Source organism: Pelagibacterium halotolerans B2 (assembly GCF_000230555.1).
GTDB lineage: Bacteria > Pseudomonadota > Alphaproteobacteria > Rhizobiales > Devosiaceae > Pelagibacterium > Pelagibacterium halotolerans.
This window is the reverse complement of record NC_016078.1, coordinates 409,275-429,564: the sequence shown is the minus strand read 5'-3', so window position 1 is coordinate 429,564 and position 20,290 is coordinate 409,275. Positions and strand designations below refer to the sequence as shown.

Sequence of the window (20,290 nt, the reverse complement as noted above, 5' to 3'; positions counted from 1 at the left end):
TTTCGGCGGCCCCTTGTCTTCAATGACGCGGTATCTCACCCGCCCTTGACCGAACCGGCCAGAAGGCCGCGGACGAAGTAGCGTTGCAGCGAGAAGAAAACGATCAACGGGACGACGATCGAGATAAATGCCCCTGCGGTGAGGATTTCCCAGTTGTCGCCGCGCGATCCGAGCAAGGCGCGCAACTGTCCGGTGAGCACCAGTTCGTCAGAGCTTTGCCCAAGGAACACTATGGCGACGAGAAGATCGTTCCAGACCCAAAGGAACTGGAAGATGGCAAAAGACGCCAGAGCGGGGAACGAAAGCGGCAGCACCATGGTCGCGAAAATCTGGAAGTGCGAGGCGCCATCCATACGCGCGCTTTCCATGATTTCGCGCGGCAGGCCGGCCATATAGTTGCGCAGCAGGTAAATGGCGAGCGGCAGCCCGAAGGCGGTGTGCGCGAGCCATATGCCCAGGTAGGATTTGGAATTGCCGCCAAATGTTGCCGCGATGCCGTTATACATCCGCAACAGCGGAATGAGCGACATCTGCAACGGCACGACAAGCAGGCCCACCATCAACGCCACCAGTAGCGTTCTTCCCGGGAACCGCATCCATGCCAACGCGTAAGCAGCGAAGGCGGCGATGAGGATGGGGATAATGGTGGCCGGTACGGTAACCGTAAACGAGTTCACGAAAGCCCGCCCGATGCCAGCCGCAGTCAACACTTCGGTGTAATTTTCGAGCGTGAAGCGGGGCGACCCCGCCGATGTATAGAACAACCGCACCCGGTCATGTTCGAAGGCCGTGGGCGAGGTCCAGACGTAAGATCCGTCCTCGGACACGATGATCTCGCCACCGATGCGCATTTCTGCTGGAGATCCTGCGGCAAATTCGGTTGGATTGTTGATCGATGTGCCGAAGCTGACGACGGTTTCGTTGGAGCCTTCGGGCAAGACATTGCCGCGAATGACGTATTGTCCACCCTCTTCGACCTGATCGGCCGCGGTGCCAAGGACGCCCACGCTGCTGCGTTCGACTGTTGTCAGCGACGTCCACCAGCCGGATACGGCGAGCTGGTCCTTGTCCCGGACAGACGAAATCAGCAGGCCGAATGTCGGCACCGTCCAGATCACGACGAGAAGCAGCAGGGCCAAATGGGCCGCTGCACGGCCCGGCGTGACGCGGACCTTGCTCAACCAGCCGCTCCGGGCGGCAACTTCGGTCGTTTGCACTTGCGCAATCGTAGCCATCAGTGCGTCCCCTGTTCAGAACTCGCCTGGCGAATATTCCAGATCATCACCGGCAGGACCGCAATCATGATGACCAGTGCGACGACCGAGCCGTGGCCGAAATGATTGGCCCTGAACATCTGATCGTACATGAGATTGGCCAGAACCTGAGTGTCCCATTGTCCACCGGTCATGGCCAGCACGATATCGAATATCTTGAGCACCACGATCGTGATCGTCGTCCAGACCACGAGGATGGTGGGCAGTATCTGGGGGACCATGATGTCGAAAAATATCCTGATGTCGCTGGCACCATCGATGCGCGCAGCCTCGATGGTTTCCTCGGGGATGCCGCGAAGCGCCGCCGAGAGGATGACCATGGCAAAGCCGGTCTGAATCCAGACGAGGATCACCATGAGGAAGAAATTGTTCCAGAACGGCAGGGTGATCCAGGCCTGAGGTTCACCGCCGAACGCCATGACCGCGGCGTTGAGCAGACCGATCTGCTCACCACTGCCACGATAGTCATAGATGAACTTCCAGATCACCGATGCACCGACAAAGGAAATTGCCATCGGCATGAAAACCATGGACTTGGCGATGTTGCCCCACCAAAGCCGGTCGGCCAGGACGGCCACCAGAAGGCCAAACGCCGTGGCTGCAGACGGCACGACTATCAGCCAGAGCGCGTTGTTGATGAGCGACTGCACGAAAGCGGGGCTATTGAGCGCCCACAGCCAGTTGGAGGACCCAACAAAATTGCGTCCGCCGCCATCATAGAAGGTGAGCCTTATGGTCTCGAATACCGGGTAAACCAGATAGACCGTGAGGAAGAACAGTGCCGGAAACAGAAAAAGCCAGGGACGAATGCGTGTACGCAGACTGTCGCGCCGAATGGACGTGGGACCGTCCACGTTTTCGGTCGACAAGAGCCTGTCGAGCAGCCAGTTGCTTCCCCAGAAATAGATGAAGGCGAAACCAACGCCGATAACGATGGTTATGGCCGCATAGAGAATCTGATTGACCATTGTACTCCCCCACACTCTTTGTGAGTGCCTTGTTGGAAACGCCGGAGCGATGAACGCTCCGGCGCCAGTTTGTCAGATCAGAGATTGTTCCAGGCGGATTCGATCTCGGAAGCCGCCTCCTCGGCGGATGCCCCGCCGACGAAATCCACCATTCCGGTCCAGAATGCGCCGGCGCCGATGGCACCGGGCATCAGATCGGAACCGTCGAACCGGAAGGTATCGGCAGCGAGCAGGATTTCACCCTGGGCACGCAGTGTATCGTCTGCGTAGGCGGCAAGATCGACACCTGTGTGCGGTGTGAGGAAGCCTGCGGTTGCCATCCAGATTTCGTGCGCTTCAGGATCCTTGAGGAAGTCCATGAAGGCACGCGCACCCGGAGTGTCGTTGGTGATGGCGGCCAGAGTGCCGGCACCAAGGACGGGGCTGCCGAGATCTTTTTCGGCATAACCGGGGAAGTAGAAGAAGTCAGCGTCCACACCCAGTTCCGTCCCCTCGGGGAAGAAGGCCGAAATAAACGAGGCCTGACGGTGCATGTAGCACTGGGGCGGCACCTGGAAGAGACCGGCCGGGCTATCACGGAAGTCAGTGGTACCAACCGACTGCGCGCCACCGGCGGCCCAGCCCTCGGTCTTGACGAAGGTGCCGAACGTATCGATGGCCTCGACCACGCGCGGATCGTCGAACGGAATTTCGTGGGCGACCCACTGGTCATAAACGCTGGGCTCCTGGGTGCGGAGCATCAGATCTTCCACCCAGTCTGTAGCCGGCCAGCCGGTCGCGGCGTCCGACCCGATGCCGATACACCAGGGGGTGCCGCCGTCGGCGACGATCTGCTCGGACAGCGCAAGCAGGTCTTCCATGGTTTCGGGAACTTCATAGCCGGCATCGGCGAAGTTGTCCGGTACGTACCAGACGAGCGACTTCAGGTTCACGTTGTAAAAGAAGCCGTAAAGCTCTTCCTCGCCGTTCTCGTTGGCATAGGTTCCCAGATCGACCCAGGACTCGCCAGCGGCATAGTTTTCGCGAATCCAGTCCTCCGAACCCTCGGGAAGAGGGGTAAGGAAGCCCTGAGACGCCATGGTGGCGGCAAGGCCGGGTTGGGGGAAGAATGTCACTTCCGGCGCAGAGCCGGCCTGGGCGTCGATGACGATCTGCTGTTCGAGACTGTCGGAACCGACATATTCCGCATTCGCGCCAGTGCGCTCGTTGAAGGCGTCGACAACAGCCGTGAAGGACTCGATTTCAACACCACCGACCCACGGGCCGAAAATGGTAAATTCTTCACCGTTCAAATCCGGCAGGTCGACGGCCTGCGCAGCGGCAGGAGCCGCAAGGGCAAGGGAAAGCGCCAGAGCTGATGCCCCAGCCAGTAAGGTTTTGTGCATGTAGTCCTCCCATAGCACATGGAGACGCAAAATAAGGCGTCTGTCCGCCGAATACGACATTCCAAAACGTTTTGGCAACCAAAACGTTTTTGCCGCCCTTTTGGTCGTATGGGCTTTGTCGTGCGGCTCTTTGAGCGTTGCACAAAGCTGCAGGTTTGCCAAGCCGGTAACGCAGTGTTGCAGGGGGTTGCGCCACCTTGACGATCTAGATCAAATCCGCCTTTCATGGAAACGCGGATTTGATCTAAATCTTTGTTTTGTCGCGCGTCCGAACCGCAAAACCGTTTCCACTTTTGCTGGACGCGCTTTAGGAGAATCAGCCGTCTCGATCCGCCGGATCGGCATCGTAACTGGCCCGCGCCGCGTCCATGGCGGGGGCGTTTTCCACGGCCCAGTTGCTCAGGACCGTTACCGGAGCCTGAAGCGAGCGGCCAAGTTCGGTCAACTCGTAGTCGACGCGGGGCGGTAGCGTCGGGATCACAGTCCGGCGCACCAGGCCATCACGCTCCAGACCGCGCAGGGTTCGCGTCAGCATGCGTTGAGAAATGTCATCGATCGAGCGCAGCAATTGCCCGAACCGCATTGGCCCCTCCCCCAGCCGCGTTACGATCAAGAGGCTCCATTTGTCGCCGATGCGGGCCAGAACCTGGCTGACCTTGAGGCACTGGTCGGTCGGATGGGACGCTTGTGTCGCCGTTACATTCATGTGCCTTACCTTACAGAAAAGTGCCGTCTTGCGGCGCTTCGCGCTTACCATCATATACGATAGGAACCAACAGTAACAAGAGGAACAGGCAATGCCTGACTATGGCCATGAACTGATGTTCGGGACGTTCACGACGCCCTCGGCCAAGGATCCCCAGCACGCCGTCATCATTGCCCAGGCGGCCGAAGCCGCGGGGCTGGATGCGGTGACGATCCAGGACCATCCCTATAATTCGGACTTTCTGGACACCTATACGCTGCTGACATGGATCGCCGCAAAGACGAGCCGTATCAGGGTGGCCGCCAATGTGACCAATCTTCCCCTGCGACCGCCGGTGGTTCTGGCCAAGGCGGCGGCGAGCATCGACCTGCTCTCGGGCGGCCGGTTCGAGATGGGGCTGGGCGCGGGGGGATTTGCCGACGCGATCAAGGCGGCGGGCGGACCCGAACTGTCTGCCGGCCAGCGCGTCGATGCGCTTGAAGAAGCGATCGAGATCATGCGGTCTGTCTGGGACACGAGCCGGGCCGGGCTCAGGCATAACGGAGAGCACTATCAGATCAATGGGTTGCGGCGCGGACCACGTCCGGCGCACGAAATCGGGATTTGGCTGGGTGCCTATAAACCGCGCATGCTCAGGCTCACCGGGGCGAAGGCGGATGGCTGGCTGCCGAGCTGGGATTACCTCAAATCGCCCACCATGGTGGAATCGAATGCGATGATCGATGAGGCGGCGATTGCAGCGGGGCGGCAGCCTTCCGATATCAAACGCCTGCTCAATATCGGTCGCTCGGCCATTCAGTCGGACGATAGCGGGTTTTTGCAGGGGCCGGCGAGCCAATGGGTGGAGCAATTGTCCGAACTGATCCTCGAACACGGGTTCAGCGGGTTCTTTTTCGGTGGCGACGGCCCCGACCTGTTGCGGGTGATCGGTCAAGAGATCGCGCCGGAGGTTCGGAGCGTTGTGAGCAAGGCGCGGGCCGGTTCGGGTGTGGTGGCGCCACGGCCCAGCGCGGTGCTGTCCAAGCGCATGGAGGGGATCGATTACGACAGCTTGCCCCCTGCCCTTGCGGACCGCGCCATCGAACCGGGCGATTTTCGCTATGAGGGCGTGCGGCATTCCTACATCTGGTCGGGGCGGCCGGGGCTGGTCATGACGCCCGAGACGCCCGAAGAGGTTTCGGCGGCGGTGCTTTATGCGCGGGCGCAAAGCGTTCCACTTTCGGTGCGCAGCGGCGGGCACGGGATCAGCGGGCGTTCGACCAACCGGGGCGGGATCGTGATCGATCTGGGGGCGCTGAACGGGATCGAAGTGCTCGATGCGCAGAGCGGGCTGGTGCGGCTGGGTGCGGGTGCGCGCTGGAGCGAAGTTGCGGCAAAGCTCGGAGAGCATGGACTGGCCATGAGTTCTGGCGACTACGGGGGTGTAGGCGTTGGCGGGCTCGCGACGGCGGGCGGGGTGGGATACCTGGCACGCAAGTTCGGGCTGACCATCGATCATGTGGTGGCCGCGGAGATTGTTTTGGCCGATGGGCGGATCGTGCGGGTGGACAAGGATAATGAGCCGGATTTGCTGTGGGCCATTCGCGGCGCCGGGGGCAATTTCGGCATTGTGACCTCGTTCGAGCTTGAGGCTTATCCTCTCGGCAATGTGATCCAGGCCATACAGGTGTTCGACGGCGCGGACATGGCAAGCGTGCTCGAACGCTGGGGCGCACTGGTCGAGGCATCGCCGCGCGAATTGACCAGCTTTCTCATGGCGGTGCCGGGACGGGCCGAACAGGGGCCGATGGCACAGGCGATCAGCGTTTATGCCGGAGAGGATACCGATGCGGCGGCGGAAGCGATCAATGCGCTGGGTGACGCCGGGCCGATCCTCGATCAGCGCGCTTATCTGACGCCATATGCCGGTGTCGTGGCCCATCCGGGCGGTGAGCATCGCGGGGGAAGCGCTGTGATCCGGTCGGGGCTGGTCGACCACATCACGCCCGATATCGCTGCACGGTTGAGCGGCATTCTGGCCTCGGGGGTGGCCAATCTGGTGCAGATCAGATCAGTGGGCGGGGCGGTCAACGATGTTTCGGCCGATGCCATGGCGTATCCGCACCGGACGCAGAACTTCTCGCTGACTGCCGCAGGCAGTCGTGGGCGGGCGGACCTGCTCGATGCGCAATGGGCGGAGCTTCGGCCGCTGCTCAAGGGCATGTATCTCAATTTCGAGACCGACACGCATCCCGACAGGCTGGCCGAAGCGTTTCCCGAGCCCACATTGTCGCGGTTACGGGCGCTCAAGCGGCGCTATGATCCGGACAATGTGTTCAATTTGAACTTTCCCATCCCGCCAGCCGAGAACTTGCGCGAAGCCTCCTGATTTCAGGCAACGCGCGAGCGGTTGGCTCCCGTGAGAAGAGACTGGAAGGCGCGGTAGGACGATTTGGGGGTACGCTTCTGGGTCTTGTAGTCGACGTGAACCAAGCCGAAGCGCTTGTCATAGCCTTCGGCCCATTCATAGTTGTCCAGCAGCGACCAGCCGAAATAGCCGCGCACGTCGGCGCCGCGTCTTTGGGCCGCAAGAACTGCGCCAAGATGGCCGTCGTAATAGGCGACCCTACGGGGATCGTCGGTACCTTCGACTTCAGCCATGCCGTTTTCGGTCACGTAAAGCGGAATGTCGGTGTAATCGGCCGAAATGCGGGTCAGGATTTCCTCGAGACCCTCGGGGAAGATTTCCCAACCGATGGCCGTCTTTTCGAGCGGCCCATCGACCTTGCGCAGCGGAAAGGCGCCTCGTTCGGGGGCATGCTCGTAAAGGCCGCGGGTGTAGTAATTGACGCCGAACCAATCAAGGGGCGTTGAAACGACCGCCATGTCGTCGGCGAAATCGTCGGGCATGTGGGGGGCGAAATGGGCGAGGACGTCGGCGGGGTATTTACCCTTGAACAGACCGTCGAGATACCAGCGGTTGAAAATTCCATCCCAGAGGCGGGCGGCGCCCATATCCTCGGGCTTGCCGGTCGCGCCCTGGGCAACCTCGAAATTGCAAACGATGCCAAGGTTCTTGCCGCCCTCGGCGCGCATGGCGTTGATGGCCGTACCGTGGGCCAAAAGGACATGGTGGGAAGCGCGGGCAGCGGCGCGGATATCACGATATCCCGGAGCATGGACACCGAGCATGTGGGAGAGGAATGCAACGCACCAGGGCTCGTTGATGGTGGCCGTTGTTTCGAGCCGATCCCCGAAATGGCTCTGTACCAGCACGGCATAGTCGGCGAACCAGTTGGCAATGTCGCGGTTGAGCCAACCGCCCTTATCCTGCAACGCGCTCGGCAGATCCCAGTGGTAGAGGGTAGCGAACGGCTTGAGGCCCCGCTCAAGCATGCCGTCGATCAGCCGGTCATAAAAATCGATGCCTTTTTGATTGACGGTGCCGGTACCTTCGGGGATCAGGCGCGGCCATGCGAAAGAAAACCGGTAGGCATCGAAACCACCATCGGCCAGCAGATCGAGATCTTCCGGCCAGCGATTGTAGTGATCGCAGGCGATCTTGCCGGTTTCACTGTTGTGCACGTTGCCGGGCGTGGCTGAAAACGTATCCCAGATGGAAGACCCGCGACCGTCGGTCTGGCCGCCCTCTATCTGGTAGGCAGCGGTGGCCGCACCAAACAGGAAATTCTCGCCGAAATCGGCGCGCTTATGGCTGAACATTGTCGGCTCTCCGCCCAGAGTGCGATTTTTTGTAATCGGTTACATTATGGTTATCAGCGTTTTCACGATTTGTCATCATCGAGAACCACGCCAACTGAAATCAGGAAATTCTTGGCCTCGACAGCGTTGCCGCAAGACGCTCGGCTATAGCGAGAAATGCCTGCGCATCCGGTCCGTCGCCGGAGGCAACCGCGGGTTTGCCGGCATCGGCTCCCTCACGGATCGACATGACGAGCGGGATTTCGCCCAAAAAGGCGACACCCATGTCCGCAGCGGCCGCCTTTGCGCCGCCATGACCGAAAATGTCGTAGCGGTTGCCGGTATCGGGCGCTATGAAATAGCTCATGTTTTCGACGATGCCCAGAACGGGCACGTTGGTGCGGGTGAGCATATCGATGGCTTTTTGCGCATCGATGAGCGCCAGATCCTGGGGCGTGGAAATGATGACCGCGCCGGCCAGTTCGACCTGCTGAACAAGCGAAATCTGGATGTCGCCGGTGCCGGGCGGAAGATCGACAACGAGAACGTCGAGCTGGCCCCAGTCGGTCTCACGCAGCAATTGGCGGAGCGCCGAGGTGGCCATGGGGCCGCGCCAGACCACGGCCTGGGTTCCGGTGAGCATGGGACCGATGGACATGGCTTTGAGGCCATAGACTTCAAACGGCTTGAAAATTCCGTCGTCGCGGACGGCGGGCTTGCCTTCAATGCCAAGCAATTTTGGCAGCGAGGGGCCATAGAGATCGGCGTCGAGAATACCGACCTTAAGGCCCTGCCGGGCTAGGCCCAGAGCGATATTGACCGCACAGGTGGACTTACCGACGCCCCCCTTGCCCGAGCCAACGGCTACAATGTGCCTGATGCCGGGAACCGGGGATTTGGGCGGAGGGCCGGGGCGCGGTGCAGCGCCTTTTGGCGCGGCCTGGGCCGGAGCCTTGTCGCCGGTGAGCGAGACCATGACCTTGCGGCCTTCCGCAGCCTTTTTGGCCGCTTCCTCGGCTGCGGTACGAGCCGGAGCGAAGGCCTTTTCCATGCCCGGGGACACCGAAATGGCAAAGGCCACGGCGCCCTTGGTAACGATAATGTCGGACAGGCCGGGGAACTCGGCAAGCGAGGACCCGCCGGGCACTTCTATGGTGCCCAGCGCGTCCTGGATTTTCTTGCGGACGTCATCCTCGGTCAATTGAGGCTCAAATGATCGACTGACCCGTGGACTTCCAATCCTTGACGAAGGCGTCGAGCCCCTTGTCGGTCAGGGGATGGTCGGCAAGCTTCTTGAGCACGCCCGGCGGAATGGTCGCCACATCGGCACCGGCCAGAGCGGCGTCGGAGACGTGGTTGGGCGAGCGGATCGAGGCAGCAAGGATCTGGGTGTCGAAGTCGTAATTATCGTAGATCACCCGAATGTCGGAGATAAGCTGCATGCCATCGAGGTTGATGTCATCAAGGCGGCCCAGGAACGGCGAGATGTAGGTGGCGCCGACCTTTGCGGCCAGCAGGGCCTGGTTGGCCGAAAAGCACAGCGTGACGTTGGTCTTGATGCCGCGATCGGACAGGGTCTTGCAGGCTTTCAACCCCGCGAGGGTGAGCGGGACCTTGATCACGACGTTGTCGGCGATCTTGCTGAGCACATCGGCCTCGGCCATCATGCCGTCATAGTCAGTCGCGGCGACTTCCGCGGAAACGGGCAGGCCCGGCAGCAGGTCGCAGATTTCCTTGACCACTTCCTTGAAATCGCGGCCCGACTTGGCCACCAGCGAAGGGTTTGTGGTGACGCCGTCGAGCAGGCCTGCATCATGCAGTTCCCGGATTTCGCTTATGTCGGCGGTGTCGACGAAAAACTTCATTTTCTCCCCCTTGGGATAATACTTTGGTCTAATGACCAAGGTGTAGCATGGAATGGCTGTGCCGCAATAACAGCGTCAGGCTTTTCGTGTGGCACCGACGATGGCATCGGCCAGGCGCTGAATCCGTTCGTCAGCCAGACCGGCGATGTTTATGCGGCTATCATCCAACATATAGACCGCATTTTCGGCTTTTAAATGGTCGACCGTTTCAACTTTAAGTCCCAAAAGCGAGAACATGCCGCGATGTTCGGCAACGAAGTCGAAGTCGGTGCTGTTGGAGCGCGACCGGATCGCATCGGCCAATGCCTTGCGGTTGGCGATCATGCGGTTGCGCATGGCCTCAAGCTCGGCCTTCCATTCGGCGCGCAGATCCGCGTCTTCAAGGATGATGCGCACGATTTCCGCGCCGTGATCGGGCGGCTGGGAATAGGCGCCACGGATGACGTTGAGCATCTGTGAATTGGCGATATCGGCCTGGGCCGCATCCTTGCCCACAACGATGGCGCAGCCGACACGCTCACGATAGATGCCGAAATTTTTCGAACAGCTCGTCGCGCAGACAAATTCGTCGATTTCGGCGGCCAGGGCGCGCAAGCCATACGCGTCTTCGTCCAGCCCGTCGCCAAAACCCTGATAGGCCATGTCGACCAGCGGGAACGCGCCGGTGCGCTTGAGAGACGCAATGACCTTGTGCCACTGGTCGTGATCGAGATTGGCGCCCGTGGGATTGTGGCAGCAGCCATGGAGCAGGACGATATCGCTCTTGCCCAGGCTATCGAGTTTGGCGAGCATATCGTCGAACCGGACCTTGCCGGTTTCCGGGTCGAAATAGGGGTATGCCTCGACCTTGAAGCCAGCCTGTTCGGCCATGGGCCTGTGGTTGGGCCATGAGGGATCGGAAATCCAGACCGTCGCGTCGGGGTTGGCACGCTTCAAAAGCGTCAGCAGCACCCAGAGCGCGCCTGTGCCACCGGGCGCCTGCGCTGCGCGAACGCGATCGTCGGGCACCGCGCCATCGAGCGCGAGATCGACCATGGCCCTGGCAAAACCCTTGTTGCCGGCGACCCCGATATAGGTCTTGGTTTTGGAGGTCGAGACGATCCTCTCTTCGGCCTTTTTAACAGCGGTCATGATGGGCGTATTGCCGTCATCATCCTTGTAGACGCCGATGCCGAGATCGATCTTGCCGGGCCGGTCATCGGCGGCAATTTCGGCCATCAGTGCAAAAATCTTGTCCTGGGGTGCCTTGGAAAGGGTCTCGAACATTCTCGCTCTCGAGCTTGGATAGGGAAAAGGCGCGCGGCCTTTATAGTTTCCCCCGGCGCTAATGCAATGGCCGGGGGCATCCAAGCGGCGGAATGGTTTTGCGAAATATGGCCGGGCTTAGAACTGGCGTCCGATCATCGCATCGATTGAAAGGCGATTGCCGCCTGCCATGACGAAATAGAAAAGAATTGTTGACCAGAGTATGGACAGCTCTGCGCCCGACCAGCCCTGCCCCATGGCGATCCAGTGGGCGTAAACCGTGGTGAGCAGAACAATCATGGTTGCGAAAGCGGCCGGCCTGGTCAGCAGACCCAGAACGAGAAGGATGCCGCCAAAGAACTCCGTGGCGGCCAACAGCGGAGACCAGAACGCGCCCGGCCCGAACCCGAGACCTTCGAGCATTCCGGCCATGCCCATGGGATTCTGGATTTTGGGCCAGCCATGGACGATCAGCGCAATACCGGCAAATACCCGCATCGCGGTTTCGGCGAGGGGCCGGCCCAAGGCGTAAATGCGACTAAGAGGGGGAACGATGAGGCGCGGCTCGGCGCTCGATATGGATTGGGTCATGCAAAATGCTCCTTGAAGGAATTGAGAAATCCTCCCAGGCATTACCATCCGCAGGAATGGTGCTCGCACAAGTTACATTTGCGCAATGAACGCAAGGGGATGGCTATGATCGGGTCACAAAGACGTCATAGCGCGTGGTCTTGCCCGATATCTGATGGCTGGGTTTGCGCAGCCCTTCGATCAGCGCAGCGCGCTGGGGCCATTTGAGGACGACGCGGTTTGTTGCGGCCGCTAGTGCCGCATCCATGAGTTGGCGCGCGTCAGGATCTGCACCAACCACATCACGCAGATCGCGCATCTGCTTTTTGACCAGAGCCGATTTGGTGCGTTCGGGATGCATCGGGTCGACAAGGACCACTTCGGGGGTGAGGGATTTCAGAAGGTCGCGGGAATCACCACAGAGCAGTGTCATGCGCGAGATGATGGCGGCGAGTTCCTCGCTGTGGTCGCGGGCGGCGGTCATGGCGCGATCGAGGGCGGCGTGAACCTGCGGGTTGCGTTCGATCAGAGTGACCTGGGCGCCCAGAGAGGCGAGAAAGAACGCGTCACGCCCCATGCCTGCGGTCGCGTCCACGATGGTTGGCAGGGAGCCCCTGGCCATGCCGCAGGCGCGAGGGAGCGGTTGACCCCTGCCCTCGCCGCTGCGCAGGCGAAAGCCGACGGACCCTCCCACGAAGTCGATCACGATCGGGGATTTGGCAGGGTTGGAATCTGGCATCCGAATGTCCAATTTTCTAGATCGTGGATAGCGTCCGGCCACGCCGGAAACAAGAGACGTTGACGCCGCGCGCCGAGGCGCAGACATTGGACATTTCACATATCGCCTTCAGGTTCTTTCATGCCCATCATCAATCGTGTTGCCGAATTCCACGCAGATATCGCCGCGTGGCGCCAGCACCTCCATGCCAATCCCGAACTTCTCTACGACGTCCATGAAACGGCCGGCTTCGTGTCCGAACAGCTCAAGGCATTCGGGGTGGACGAGGTGGTAACGGGGATCGGGCGGACCGGTGTGGTCGGGGTTATCCGCGGCAAGGGCGATTCGGATCGTGTCGTTGGGTTGCGCGCGGATATGGACGCATTGCCGATCACCGAGCGGACCGGAAAGTCCTATGCTTCGGGCAACACCGGAAAGATGCATGCATGCGGCCATGACGGGCACACAGCGATGCTGCTGGGCGCCGCGCGCTACCTGGCCGAGACGCGCAATTTCGATGGCACGGTGATCGTCATCTTCCAACCAGCCGAGGAAGGTGGCGGCGGCGGGCGTTTGATGGTGGAAGATGGACTGATGGAGCGTTTCGGCATTTCCCAGGTGTTCGGCATGCACAACATGCCCGGCATTCCGCTAGGGGAGTTTGCCATCCGGACCGGCGGGATCATGGCAGGCACGGACCAGTTCGCGATCGACATCGAAGGCCATGGCGGGCATGCGGCCATGCCGCATCTTGCCGTCGACCCGGTGATCGTTTCCGCCCACATCATTTCGGGCCTGCAGACGCTGGTGTCACGCTCGGTCGATCCGATCCGCTCGGCGGTTCTTTCGGTCACGACAGTCAATGCGGGCACAGCCTACAACGTCATTCCGCGCACCGCGCGGCTTACGGGAACCGTGCGCACGCTGGACGAGGACGTGCGCGCACAAATGGAAGAGGGGATCAAACACCTGGCGCCCCAGCTTGCGCGGGCGTTCGGCGCCAGCGCGACAGTGAAATGGATGCGGGGGTATCCGGTGACGGTCAATGCGCCAGAGCAGACGGTCTTTGCGGCGGAGGTAGCGCGCGAAATCGTCGGCGAGGAGCGGGTGAACGATGCCGTGGATCCGACCATGGGCGGCGAGGATTTCGCTTATATGCTCAATGCGCGCCCGGGGTCCTATATTTTCCTTGGAAATGGCGACAGCGCCGATCTTCACACGGACACCTATGATTTCAACGACGAAGCGATCCCTATGGGGGTAAGCTACTGGGTGCGGTTGGCCGAGAGGGCGCTGGCGGCCCAGTAGGAGCGAGTTGATGCACCGGGCGCTCCGAACCGGCCTCACCCTCATCATAGCCGCCGTGGGCTCCCTTGCGATCAGCATGCTCGGGGTTCCGGGTGGAATGCTGATGGGCGGAGCACTTGCGGTTTCGATTGCCGCGCTGTCGGGCTTTCCGGCGACCATGCCCAACGGATTGCGCAACGTGCTTTTCGTGTGCGTCGGGCTCTCGATGGGGGCCAATGTGGCGCCCGACACGCTACAGTTGATCGGTCAATGGCCGACAACGCTTGGAGCCCTGGCACTCGAACTCGTGGTCATCGTCACGATTTGCGGTATCGTGCTGCGCAGGCTGTTCAGGTTTGACGCCGGAACGGCCTATCTTTCGTCCTTTCCCGGCCATCTCTCGTTCATCATGGCGCTGGCTTCGACCGGGGTCGGCAATCCGCGGCAGATCGTCATCATACAGGTCCAGAGGGTGATGTTTCTTACGCTGTTTGCACCTATCGGGGCCCTTTTCCTGCCCGTGGGACATTATTCAGGGGGCGGCAGCGAACTCATGGACCTGACCACGCTGGCCATGGTTGCAGCAGGTTGCGCGCTGGTCGGATGGGGTTTCACGCGCCTCAAGATGCCCGCAGGCTATGTACTGGGGTCGATGGCATTTGCGACGGCAATGAAGCTGACCGGTCATTTCGACGGCTCACTGCCACCGATCCTGGTTGACCTGACTTTTGTGGGCATGGGGGCTTTGATCGGGTCGCGTTTTGCGGGGATGACACGCGCTGAATTCATGCAGGCCGCATTCGGCGGCACCGTGGCCACGGCGATCACCGTCGCGATAACGACTGTTTTTGCCTTTGGCGCGAGCTTTTTCGTCTCAATGCCAATGGGCCAGATCTGGCTCGGGCTGTCACCTGGTGGCCTTGAATCAATGGGCGCGCTGGGCATTGCGCTCGGTTATGACACAGCGTTCATTGCCGCCCATCACGTTGCGCGGCTGCTGATGCTGACAATCGCCATCCCGCTGGTGGTCATGCTGGTCAAGGGACGTCAGCCCTTGACCGAGCCTTCCGAAAGCCCCGAAACCAGATAGCGTTGGGCAATGAGGAACACCACCGTGATCGGGATGCCCGAGAGGATCGCCGCGGCGGCGAAATCGCCCCAGCGATATTCAAACTCGCTGAGATAAAAGCGCGAACCGGTGGCCAGGGTAAGGTTTTCTTCCGAGCGCAAAAGGATCGAGGCGATGGGGTAATCGTTGACGACGCCGATAAAGACCAGAACGAACACCACAGCCATGATCGGTACGGCCAGCGGCAGAAAGACGAAGCGGAAGGTCTGCCAGGGCGTGGCCCCGTCGATGGCGGCGGCCTTGTCGAGGGCCGGATCGACGCTGTCGAAATAGCCCTTGATGGTCCAGATGTGCATCATCACCCCCGAGAGATAGACCAGCACCAGGGAGGTGTGGCTGTCGAGCCCGATGACTGGAGAAATGCCGCCCATCGTATCGAAAATGGCATAGAGCGCGACCAGAGCGAGCGTCGTGGGAAACATCTGGATGATGAGCAGGGAATCGAGGAACGCCATGCGACCCCGGAATCGGATGCGGCTCAGCGCGTAGGCCGAGATGGTTGCGATGGCCAGCGCCCCCGCGGCCGAGATGATGCCGAGCTTGATCGAATTCCACATCCAGAGCAGCACCGGATAGGGTGGCTGGACCACCGTGCCATCGGCGCGCGTGTATTCGAGACCGAGCGCAAGGTACCAATGCTCGAGCGTGGGGTTTGTGGGGATCAGAGTGCCGACCGAGAAATTGCCCTCCCTAAACGAGATCGAGACCACCATCAGGAACGGGAACATGATGACCACGATAAACCCGATGAGGAATCCGTGGGCCGCGAATTTCTTGAGCAGCAGCGTCCGCCTGTTTTCCACGATCATTGGACTGCTCCGTGCTGGGTGCGCCGCATGGCAATAAAATTGGCGTAGGCGATGATCGTCACGACAAGGAAAATGATGAGCGTTATGGCACCGGCGAGGCCGAATTGCTGACCGGAATCCATGAAGGCCATGCGGAAGGTGAACGAGCCCAGAATATCTGTTTGCCCCGCAGGAATGACGGTGCCCGGAATGTCGGGACCACCGGTCGTCAAGAGCAGGATCAGGACGATGTTGTTGAAGTTGAAGGCAAAGGTGGCCAGCAGGAGCGGCAGGAAGGGTGGCAGGATTTGTGGCAGGGTGATGGTGAAAAACACGCGCAAGGCCCCTGCCCCTTCAAGGATCGCAGCCTTTTTCTGCTCTTGGGGCACTGCCTGCAAAAAGCCCATACCGAGCAGCATCATATAGGGGTAACCGAGCCACACATTGACGATGAGGAGCATGGCGCGGGCCAGAAAGCCGTCGGTGAACCAGGCCGGGCGTATACCGAAGATGGCGTTGAGGATCAGATTGATTTCGCCAAAATTCTGATTGAACAGCCCGCGAAAGACCAGGATCGAGATAAAGGCCGGAACCGCGTAGGGCAGGATCAGGAGGATGCGATAGACCGCGCGGAAGCGCATATGCTCCCATTGCAGGATGGTGGCGAGAAGCAGCCCGAGCGAAAAACACAGGACTGTCGAGCCCACGGCAAAACCGACTGTCCAGATAAAGATGCCGATCAGCGGACCGCGAATGCCCTGCGACTGGAAGATGCGTTCGAAATTGCCCGTTCCGATAAAGACGCGCCAGCCCGGGGTAACGCGGCTGCCATCCTCGCGGACGTAAAATCCGATCTCGTGATTGGGCGTCAGGATTTCGCCGGTTTCGACGTGACGGAGTTTTTCATCCTCGACCAGTTCGTATTCAGGCTGGACATAGGCGAATTCGCGCAGGCCCGAAGCGCGCAGGAGGGTCTGATCGGGCAGCGTAACTTCAATGCGCGACAGGGGATCACGCAGGGCGACGACGTCGCGCATTTCGAGAGTGGTCTGCGGCGCCCTTTCGACCTGTTCGGCTGCAAGGCTGGCTGGCTCGCCATCGAGCGGGGCGGGCTCGGAGAGAAGACCGCCCTCCCCTTGCGGGAGAAAGACCCGATACTGGTCGCCTTCGGCCACAAGAGCGAAAGGTCGGCGGGTTTCTTCATCAATGATGCGGCTGGACAGAAGGACGTTCTGGGCCCGCTCGAATGTCAGAAGGTTGAAAGACGAGTAGTTCGTGAAACCCAGATAGATCGTATAGAGCACCGGAAAGAGAATGAAGAGCAGGACCGCTACGGCGCCGGGGAAAATGAAGCGAGCGAAATAGAACTGGCGAAAGCCGTAGATGGCAAAAAACGCCAATGCGACGACAACCAGACAGGCGCCGAACAGCGCCTGCCCCACAGCATAAACCACCCAGGCGGCAAACAGGATGGCCAGTGAAACCAGCGCCACGAGGGCTTTTGCCACGAGATCGCGCCAAAGGGCTCCACGATTGCCAGGCTGGGCTGGCATTGCAACCGACATCGCCCGTTCCTCCCCGGGTTTAAGATGGGGCGGCAGAAGCCGCCCCACCCTATTTGCCTACTCGCCCAGGATGCGGGCGGCCGCGTCGTTGAGGGCCTGTTCGACCGAGGTCGCACCCGAGGTGATATTGCCCAGCGCCGGCTCCATGGCCGACCAAAATGCACCCATTTCCGGGTTTGACGGCATGGGCACGCCCACTTCGGCATTGGCGAGGGTCTGGACGATCTTGTCATCGTCTTCGGCTGCGCCGACGGAAATGTCGGTGGGCACACCAAGCGCGCCGGTCGAGTTCCAGAGCTGGATGTTTTCGTCGGTCAGCAGGTAGTTCTCGATAAACTCGACCGCCAAATCCCGATTGGGCGAGGCGGCATTGAGCGCGAGAGCCTGAACGCCCAGGAACGGACGGCTGGGAGACCCAGCAACGGCGGGGAGCGAAGCGACCCCAATGTCTATGCCGGCCTCCTCATAGCCCGACCACGACCAAGGACCATTGATGATCATGGCGACTTCGCCATTGGCGAAGGCGCCTTCCATGACGCCATAGTCGACACCACGCGGCATGGTTTCGGATTCGATGAGATCGGCCAGCACTTCGCCGCCCTGAATGGCTCCCTCTGTGTTAACGCCGGTCTGAGAGCCATCGTAGCTGCCATCGACCATCTCGAAGGCATAACCACCATTGGCGGCCAGCATGGGAAAAGTGAAATAGGTGTCATTGTAAGCCCACATGATGGGGGTGACGCCTTCGGGGAGGTCCATCTCTGCGATGTCCTCGAAGTTTTCCGGTGGGGTTTCGACGAGGTCGCGATTATAAACCAGCCCGATCGCTTCGACGGCGACGGGGTATCCCCAAACGCGGTTGTCGAAGGTGACGGCTTCCCAGGCGCTTTCAAGATTGGCTTCGACCACCGATGCGCTGGGCGAGACCGGCGCGATGAGGCCGCCGGCGGCCCATTCGCCGAGCCGATCATGAGCCCACATCACGATGTCGGGGCCATCGCCGGTGGCTGCCGCCTGTTGGAAGCGGTCGGTGAGCGGGTCGACATTTTCGACGATGACGCGAATACCCAGATCGGCTTCGAACTGCGCGCCGATCTGGGTGAGGAGGTCGGGAGCACGATCATCCTGCCAGATGACAATGGCGCCGTCTTCAAACGCCTGGGCGATCGAGGTGGAAGCGGCAAGCACGATGAGTGCGCCCGCAAGGCTGAAAGCCGTTTTGTGCATTGTGGTGTCCTCCCTGACACGACGATGTCCGGCGCCGCTCCTCGGCGGGCTGCCGGACGTTACGCAAAGCTCACCCCTTTGACAGGGTCAGCGATATAGCGGCCGGGTCGAAACCGGCGCCGCATTCAATAATGGCAAAGCCATTGCCCTCCAGTTCGAGCGCCTTTCCCCGCAGCGCAGCGCCGTTCGAAACGCCGGCCAGTGTCGCCAGATTGGGCAGGCCCTTGATTGAAAGGGCATGTGGCTTTGCCGAAAGGTTGAAAACGCACATGAGTGCGTCCTGACCGTTCCGGCGCGAAAATCCCAGGATCGGTTCCTTGACATCATGGAAAACGATCTCGCCGTCGATGAGCGCGGGGTTGTTCTTCCGGTATTTCAGGATGGTACGGTAATAGTGCAGCAGGGAATCGGGGTCGGCTTCGAGCGCTGCGACGTTGCGCTTTAAATGCGGACCCTTGACCGGCAGCCAGGGCTTCACCTCCGAAAAACCGGCATTGGGCTCACCGGTCCATGGCATGGGCGTGCGGCAGCCATCGCGACCCTTGTTGTCCGGCCAAAAGCGCAGGCCCGGCGGATCGGTCAGCTCGGAATATTCGAGTTCGGCTTCGGGCAATCCCAGCTCTTCGCCCTGATAGATGCAGACGGACCCCTTGAGGGTGAGCAGCAGGGATGCCGATTGGCGCCCTAGGGCGTCGGGGGTGACCGCGTGAGCTTCCCACCGGGAAATGTGCCGGTTCACATCGTGGTTGGAAAAGCTCCAGCATGGCCAACCGTCCGGGGCGCCCTTGAAGAATTTTTCAACGCGGGAACGGAAATGGCGCGGCGTGAAAGTGGGGCCGAGCATGTCGAACGAGTAGCACATGTGCAAAAGATCGTCGCCGGCGGTATAGGCCGCCATGATCTCGATGGCCCGATGGGCCTCGCCTACCTCCCCAACCGTCGTGGTGCCGGGAAATTCATCGAGCAGGGCGCGTACGCGTTTGAGAAAATCTATGTTTTCCGGGCGGTTCTTGGAAAATTTGTGAAACTGCATGCCGTAAGGATCGGCTTCGAGCGGGGTCTCTTTTTCCCGAGGCGCAGGCGGGTTGGAGCGCAGTTTCCTGTCGTGAAAATAGTAATTCACGGTATCGAAGCGGAAGCCGTCGACGCCGCGCTCGAGCCAGAAACGCATGGTGGCCAACACCGCGTCCTGCACCTGGGGGTTATGGAAATTGAGGTCGGGCTGGGCGATGAGGAAATTGTGCAGATAATACTGCCGGCGCGTGCCGTTCCATTCCCAGGCCGGACCGCCGAACACGGAAGGCCAGTTGTTGGGCGGCGTTCCGTCTTCATCTGGATCGGCCCAGACGTACCAATCGGCGCGTGGATTGGTGCGCGAGGATTTGGATTCGATGAACCAGGGATGCTTGTCTGAAGTGTGGCTGACCACCTGATCGATCACCACCTTGAGGCCAAGTTCATGGGCCTTTTCGATCAGCGCGTCGAAATCGGCCAGAGAGCCGAAAAGCGGATCGATGTCGGTATAGTTTGAAACGTCGTAGCCCATATCGGCCATCGGCGAAGTGAAGATCGGGGATAACCAGATCGCATCAACGCCGAGCGACGCGACATGCTCAAGCCTGTCGAGAATACCGCGCAGGTCGCCGATTCCGTCACCATTGCTGTCCTGAAAGGAGCGCGGGTAAATCTGGTAGATCACCCCGCCGCGCCACCAATCCGACATTGCATACCTCCTCGCGTGAACCGGCTCCGATGGCCCACAATTCAAATCGGTTTAGTTTTCCTGTCAACCAGGAAACGTACTTTAGCCCGATCTCTTGCGTAAGTCGTACTGCAGTTCAACGATCATTGACAGGCCATCTTCAAACCGCTTTAAGTTTCT

The 20,290-nt window shown here is 60.4% G+C and carries 17 protein-coding genes; 3 read left to right on the top strand and 14 right to left on the bottom strand.

What is annotated here, in order from left to right:
• Nucleotides 1–35: 35 nt before the first annotated feature.
• The 4 genes from KKY_RS02100 to KKY_RS02085 all read right to left on the bottom strand — a co-directional run bounded on the left by KKY_RS02100 (nucleotide 36) and on the right by KKY_RS02085 (nucleotide 4,333).
• Nucleotides 36–1,181: a carbohydrate ABC transporter permease gene (locus KKY_RS02100; protein ID WP_041528996.1), complete on the bottom strand. Its 1,146-nt coding sequence runs from the start codon at nucleotides 1,179–1,181 to the stop codon at nucleotides 36–38.
• 53 nt (nucleotides 1,182–1,234) lie between these two features.
• Entirely contained in the window at nucleotides 1,235–2,242 is a 1,008-nt protein-coding gene (locus KKY_RS02095; protein ID WP_014129627.1) for a carbohydrate ABC transporter permease, read from the bottom strand.
• 77 nt (nucleotides 2,243–2,319) lie between these two features.
• A complete protein-coding gene (locus tag KKY_RS02090) occupies nucleotides 2,320–3,627 on the bottom strand; it encodes an ABC transporter substrate-binding protein (RefSeq protein ID WP_014129626.1) in 1,308 nt (435 codons plus the stop codon).
• Between the two features lie 316 nt (nucleotides 3,628–3,943).
• Nucleotides 3,944–4,333, bottom strand: coding sequence for a winged helix-turn-helix transcriptional regulator (locus KKY_RS02085; RefSeq protein ID WP_014129625.1), 390 nt, complete (start codon nucleotides 4,331–4,333; stop codon nucleotides 3,944–3,946).
• 91 nt (nucleotides 4,334–4,424) lie between these two features.
• Between KKY_RS02085 and KKY_RS02080 the strand changes: the two genes are divergently transcribed.
• Nucleotides 4,425–6,701 (top strand): LLM class flavin-dependent oxidoreductase, encoded by a 2,277-nt coding sequence (locus KKY_RS02080; protein WP_014129624.1) that lies wholly within the window; start codon nucleotides 4,425–4,427, stop codon nucleotides 6,699–6,701.
• Nucleotides 6,702–6,703: 2 nt separating this feature from the next.
• Here the strand turns inward: KKY_RS02080 and KKY_RS02075 are convergent, their stop codons facing one another.
• The 6 genes from KKY_RS02075 to KKY_RS02050 form a co-directional block, all read right to left on the bottom strand.
• Complete coding sequence (locus KKY_RS02075; RefSeq protein WP_014129623.1) at nucleotides 6,704–8,035, bottom strand: GH1 family beta-glucosidase; 1,332 nt, start codon at nucleotides 8,033–8,035, stop codon at nucleotides 6,704–6,706.
• A 100-nt stretch (nucleotides 8,036–8,135) separates the two neighbouring features.
• Nucleotides 8,136–9,215 carry an Mrp/NBP35 family ATP-binding protein gene (locus KKY_RS02070; RefSeq protein ID WP_014129622.1) on the bottom strand — a complete coding sequence of 360 codons (1,080 nt, stop codon included), beginning with the start codon at nucleotides 9,213–9,215 and terminating at the stop codon, nucleotides 8,136–8,138.
• A 7-nt stretch (nucleotides 9,216–9,222) separates the two neighbouring features.
• Nucleotides 9,223–9,879 carry a fructose-6-phosphate aldolase gene (gene fsa, locus KKY_RS02065; RefSeq protein WP_014129621.1) on the bottom strand — a complete coding sequence of 219 codons (657 nt, stop codon included), beginning with the start codon at nucleotides 9,877–9,879 and terminating at the stop codon, nucleotides 9,223–9,225.
• 75 nt (nucleotides 9,880–9,954) lie between these two features.
• Entirely contained in the window at nucleotides 9,955–11,145 is a 1,191-nt protein-coding gene (locus KKY_RS02060) for an amino acid aminotransferase (RefSeq protein WP_014129620.1), read from the bottom strand.
• A 117-nt stretch (nucleotides 11,146–11,262) separates the two neighbouring features.
• Nucleotides 11,263–11,715, bottom strand: coding sequence for a DoxX family protein (locus KKY_RS02055; protein ID WP_014129619.1), 453 nt, complete (start codon nucleotides 11,713–11,715; stop codon nucleotides 11,263–11,265).
• A gap of 103 nt (nucleotides 11,716–11,818) precedes the next feature.
• Complete coding sequence (locus tag KKY_RS02050) at nucleotides 11,819–12,433, bottom strand: class I SAM-dependent methyltransferase (RefSeq protein WP_014129618.1); 615 nt, start codon at nucleotides 12,431–12,433, stop codon at nucleotides 11,819–11,821.
• A 120-nt stretch (nucleotides 12,434–12,553) separates the two neighbouring features.
• On the opposite strand from KKY_RS02050, the gene KKY_RS02045 reads away from it, so the two are divergent.
• Nucleotides 12,554–13,720 (top strand): M20 aminoacylase family protein, encoded by a 1,167-nt coding sequence (locus KKY_RS02045; RefSeq protein ID WP_014129617.1) that lies wholly within the window; start codon nucleotides 12,554–12,556, stop codon nucleotides 13,718–13,720.
• 10 nt (nucleotides 13,721–13,730) lie between these two features.
• A complete protein-coding gene (locus KKY_RS02040; protein WP_014129616.1) occupies nucleotides 13,731–14,789 on the top strand; it encodes an AbrB family transcriptional regulator in 1,059 nt (352 codons plus the stop codon).
• Here KKY_RS02040 and malG read toward each other — a convergent pair.
• From malG to KKY_RS02020, 4 genes are all read right to left on the bottom strand, one after another.
• Nucleotides 14,747–15,637, bottom strand: coding sequence for a maltose ABC transporter permease MalG (gene malG / locus KKY_RS02035; RefSeq protein WP_014129615.1), 891 nt, complete (start codon nucleotides 15,635–15,637; stop codon nucleotides 14,747–14,749). The two genes, KKY_RS02040 and malG, sit on opposite strands and share 43 nt — an antisense overlap.
• Nucleotides 15,634–17,181: a maltose ABC transporter permease MalF gene (malF, locus tag KKY_RS02030; protein WP_014129614.1), complete on the bottom strand. Its 1,548-nt coding sequence runs from the start codon at nucleotides 17,179–17,181 to the stop codon at nucleotides 15,634–15,636. The genes malG and malF overlap by 4 nt, the downstream gene beginning before the upstream one ends.
• Before the next feature lie 57 nt (nucleotides 17,182–17,238).
• On the bottom strand, nucleotides 17,239–18,408 hold the full coding sequence (gene malE, locus KKY_RS02025) for a maltose/maltodextrin ABC transporter substrate-binding protein MalE (protein ID WP_014129613.1): 1,170 nt from the start codon (nucleotides 18,406–18,408) through the stop codon (nucleotides 17,239–17,241).
• A 70-nt stretch (nucleotides 18,409–18,478) separates the two neighbouring features.
• Complete coding sequence (locus KKY_RS02020; RefSeq protein WP_014129612.1) at nucleotides 18,479–20,131, bottom strand: alpha-amylase family glycosyl hydrolase; 1,653 nt, start codon at nucleotides 20,129–20,131, stop codon at nucleotides 18,479–18,481.
• Nucleotides 20,132–20,290: the final 159 nt, after the last annotated feature.

What these genes read in the sequence shown, in the direction of transcription:
- KKY_RS02055 (WP_014129619.1), bottom strand. Translation starts at nt 11,715, where the DNA reads ATGACCCAATCCATATCGAGCGCCGAGCCGCGCCTCATCGTTCCCCCT.
- malF (WP_014129614.1), bottom strand. Translation starts at nt 17,181, where the DNA reads ATGTCGGTTGCAATGCCAGCCCAGCCTGGCAATCGTGGAGCCCTTTGG.
- malE (WP_014129613.1), bottom strand. Translation starts at nt 18,408, where the DNA reads ATGCACAAAACGGCTTTCAGCCTTGCGGGCGCACTCATCGTGCTTGCC.
- KKY_RS02050 (WP_014129618.1), bottom strand. Translation starts at nt 12,433, where the DNA reads ATGCCAGATTCCAACCCTGCCAAATCCCCGATCGTGATCGACTTCGTG.
- KKY_RS02045 (WP_014129617.1), top strand. Translation starts at nt 12,554, where the DNA reads ATGCCCATCATCAATCGTGTTGCCGAATTCCACGCAGATATCGCCGCG.
- KKY_RS02040 (WP_014129616.1), top strand. Translation starts at nt 13,731, where the DNA reads ATGCACCGGGCGCTCCGAACCGGCCTCACCCTCATCATAGCCGCCGTG.
- malG (WP_014129615.1), bottom strand. Translation starts at nt 15,637, where the DNA reads ATGATCGTGGAAAACAGGCGGACGCTGCTGCTCAAGAAATTCGCGGCC.
- fsa (WP_014129621.1), bottom strand. Translation starts at nt 9,879, where the DNA reads ATGAAGTTTTTCGTCGACACCGCCGACATAAGCGAAATCCGGGAACTG.
- KKY_RS02060 (WP_014129620.1), bottom strand. Translation starts at nt 11,145, where the DNA reads ATGTTCGAGACCCTTTCCAAGGCACCCCAGGACAAGATTTTTGCACTG.
- KKY_RS02080 (WP_014129624.1), top strand. Translation starts at nt 4,425, where the DNA reads ATGCCTGACTATGGCCATGAACTGATGTTCGGGACGTTCACGACGCCC.
- KKY_RS02020 (WP_014129612.1), bottom strand. Translation starts at nt 20,131, where the DNA reads ATGTCGGATTGGTGGCGCGGCGGGGTGATCTACCAGATTTACCCGCGC.
- KKY_RS02075 (WP_014129623.1), bottom strand. Translation starts at nt 8,035, where the DNA reads ATGTTCAGCCATAAGCGCGCCGATTTCGGCGAGAATTTCCTGTTTGGT.
- KKY_RS02085 (WP_014129625.1), bottom strand. Translation starts at nt 4,333, where the DNA reads ATGAATGTAACGGCGACACAAGCGTCCCATCCGACCGACCAGTGCCTC.
- KKY_RS02090 (WP_014129626.1), bottom strand. Translation starts at nt 3,627, where the DNA reads ATGCACAAAACCTTACTGGCTGGGGCATCAGCTCTGGCGCTTTCCCTT.
- KKY_RS02095 (WP_014129627.1), bottom strand. Translation starts at nt 2,242, where the DNA reads ATGGTCAATCAGATTCTCTATGCGGCCATAACCATCGTTATCGGCGTT.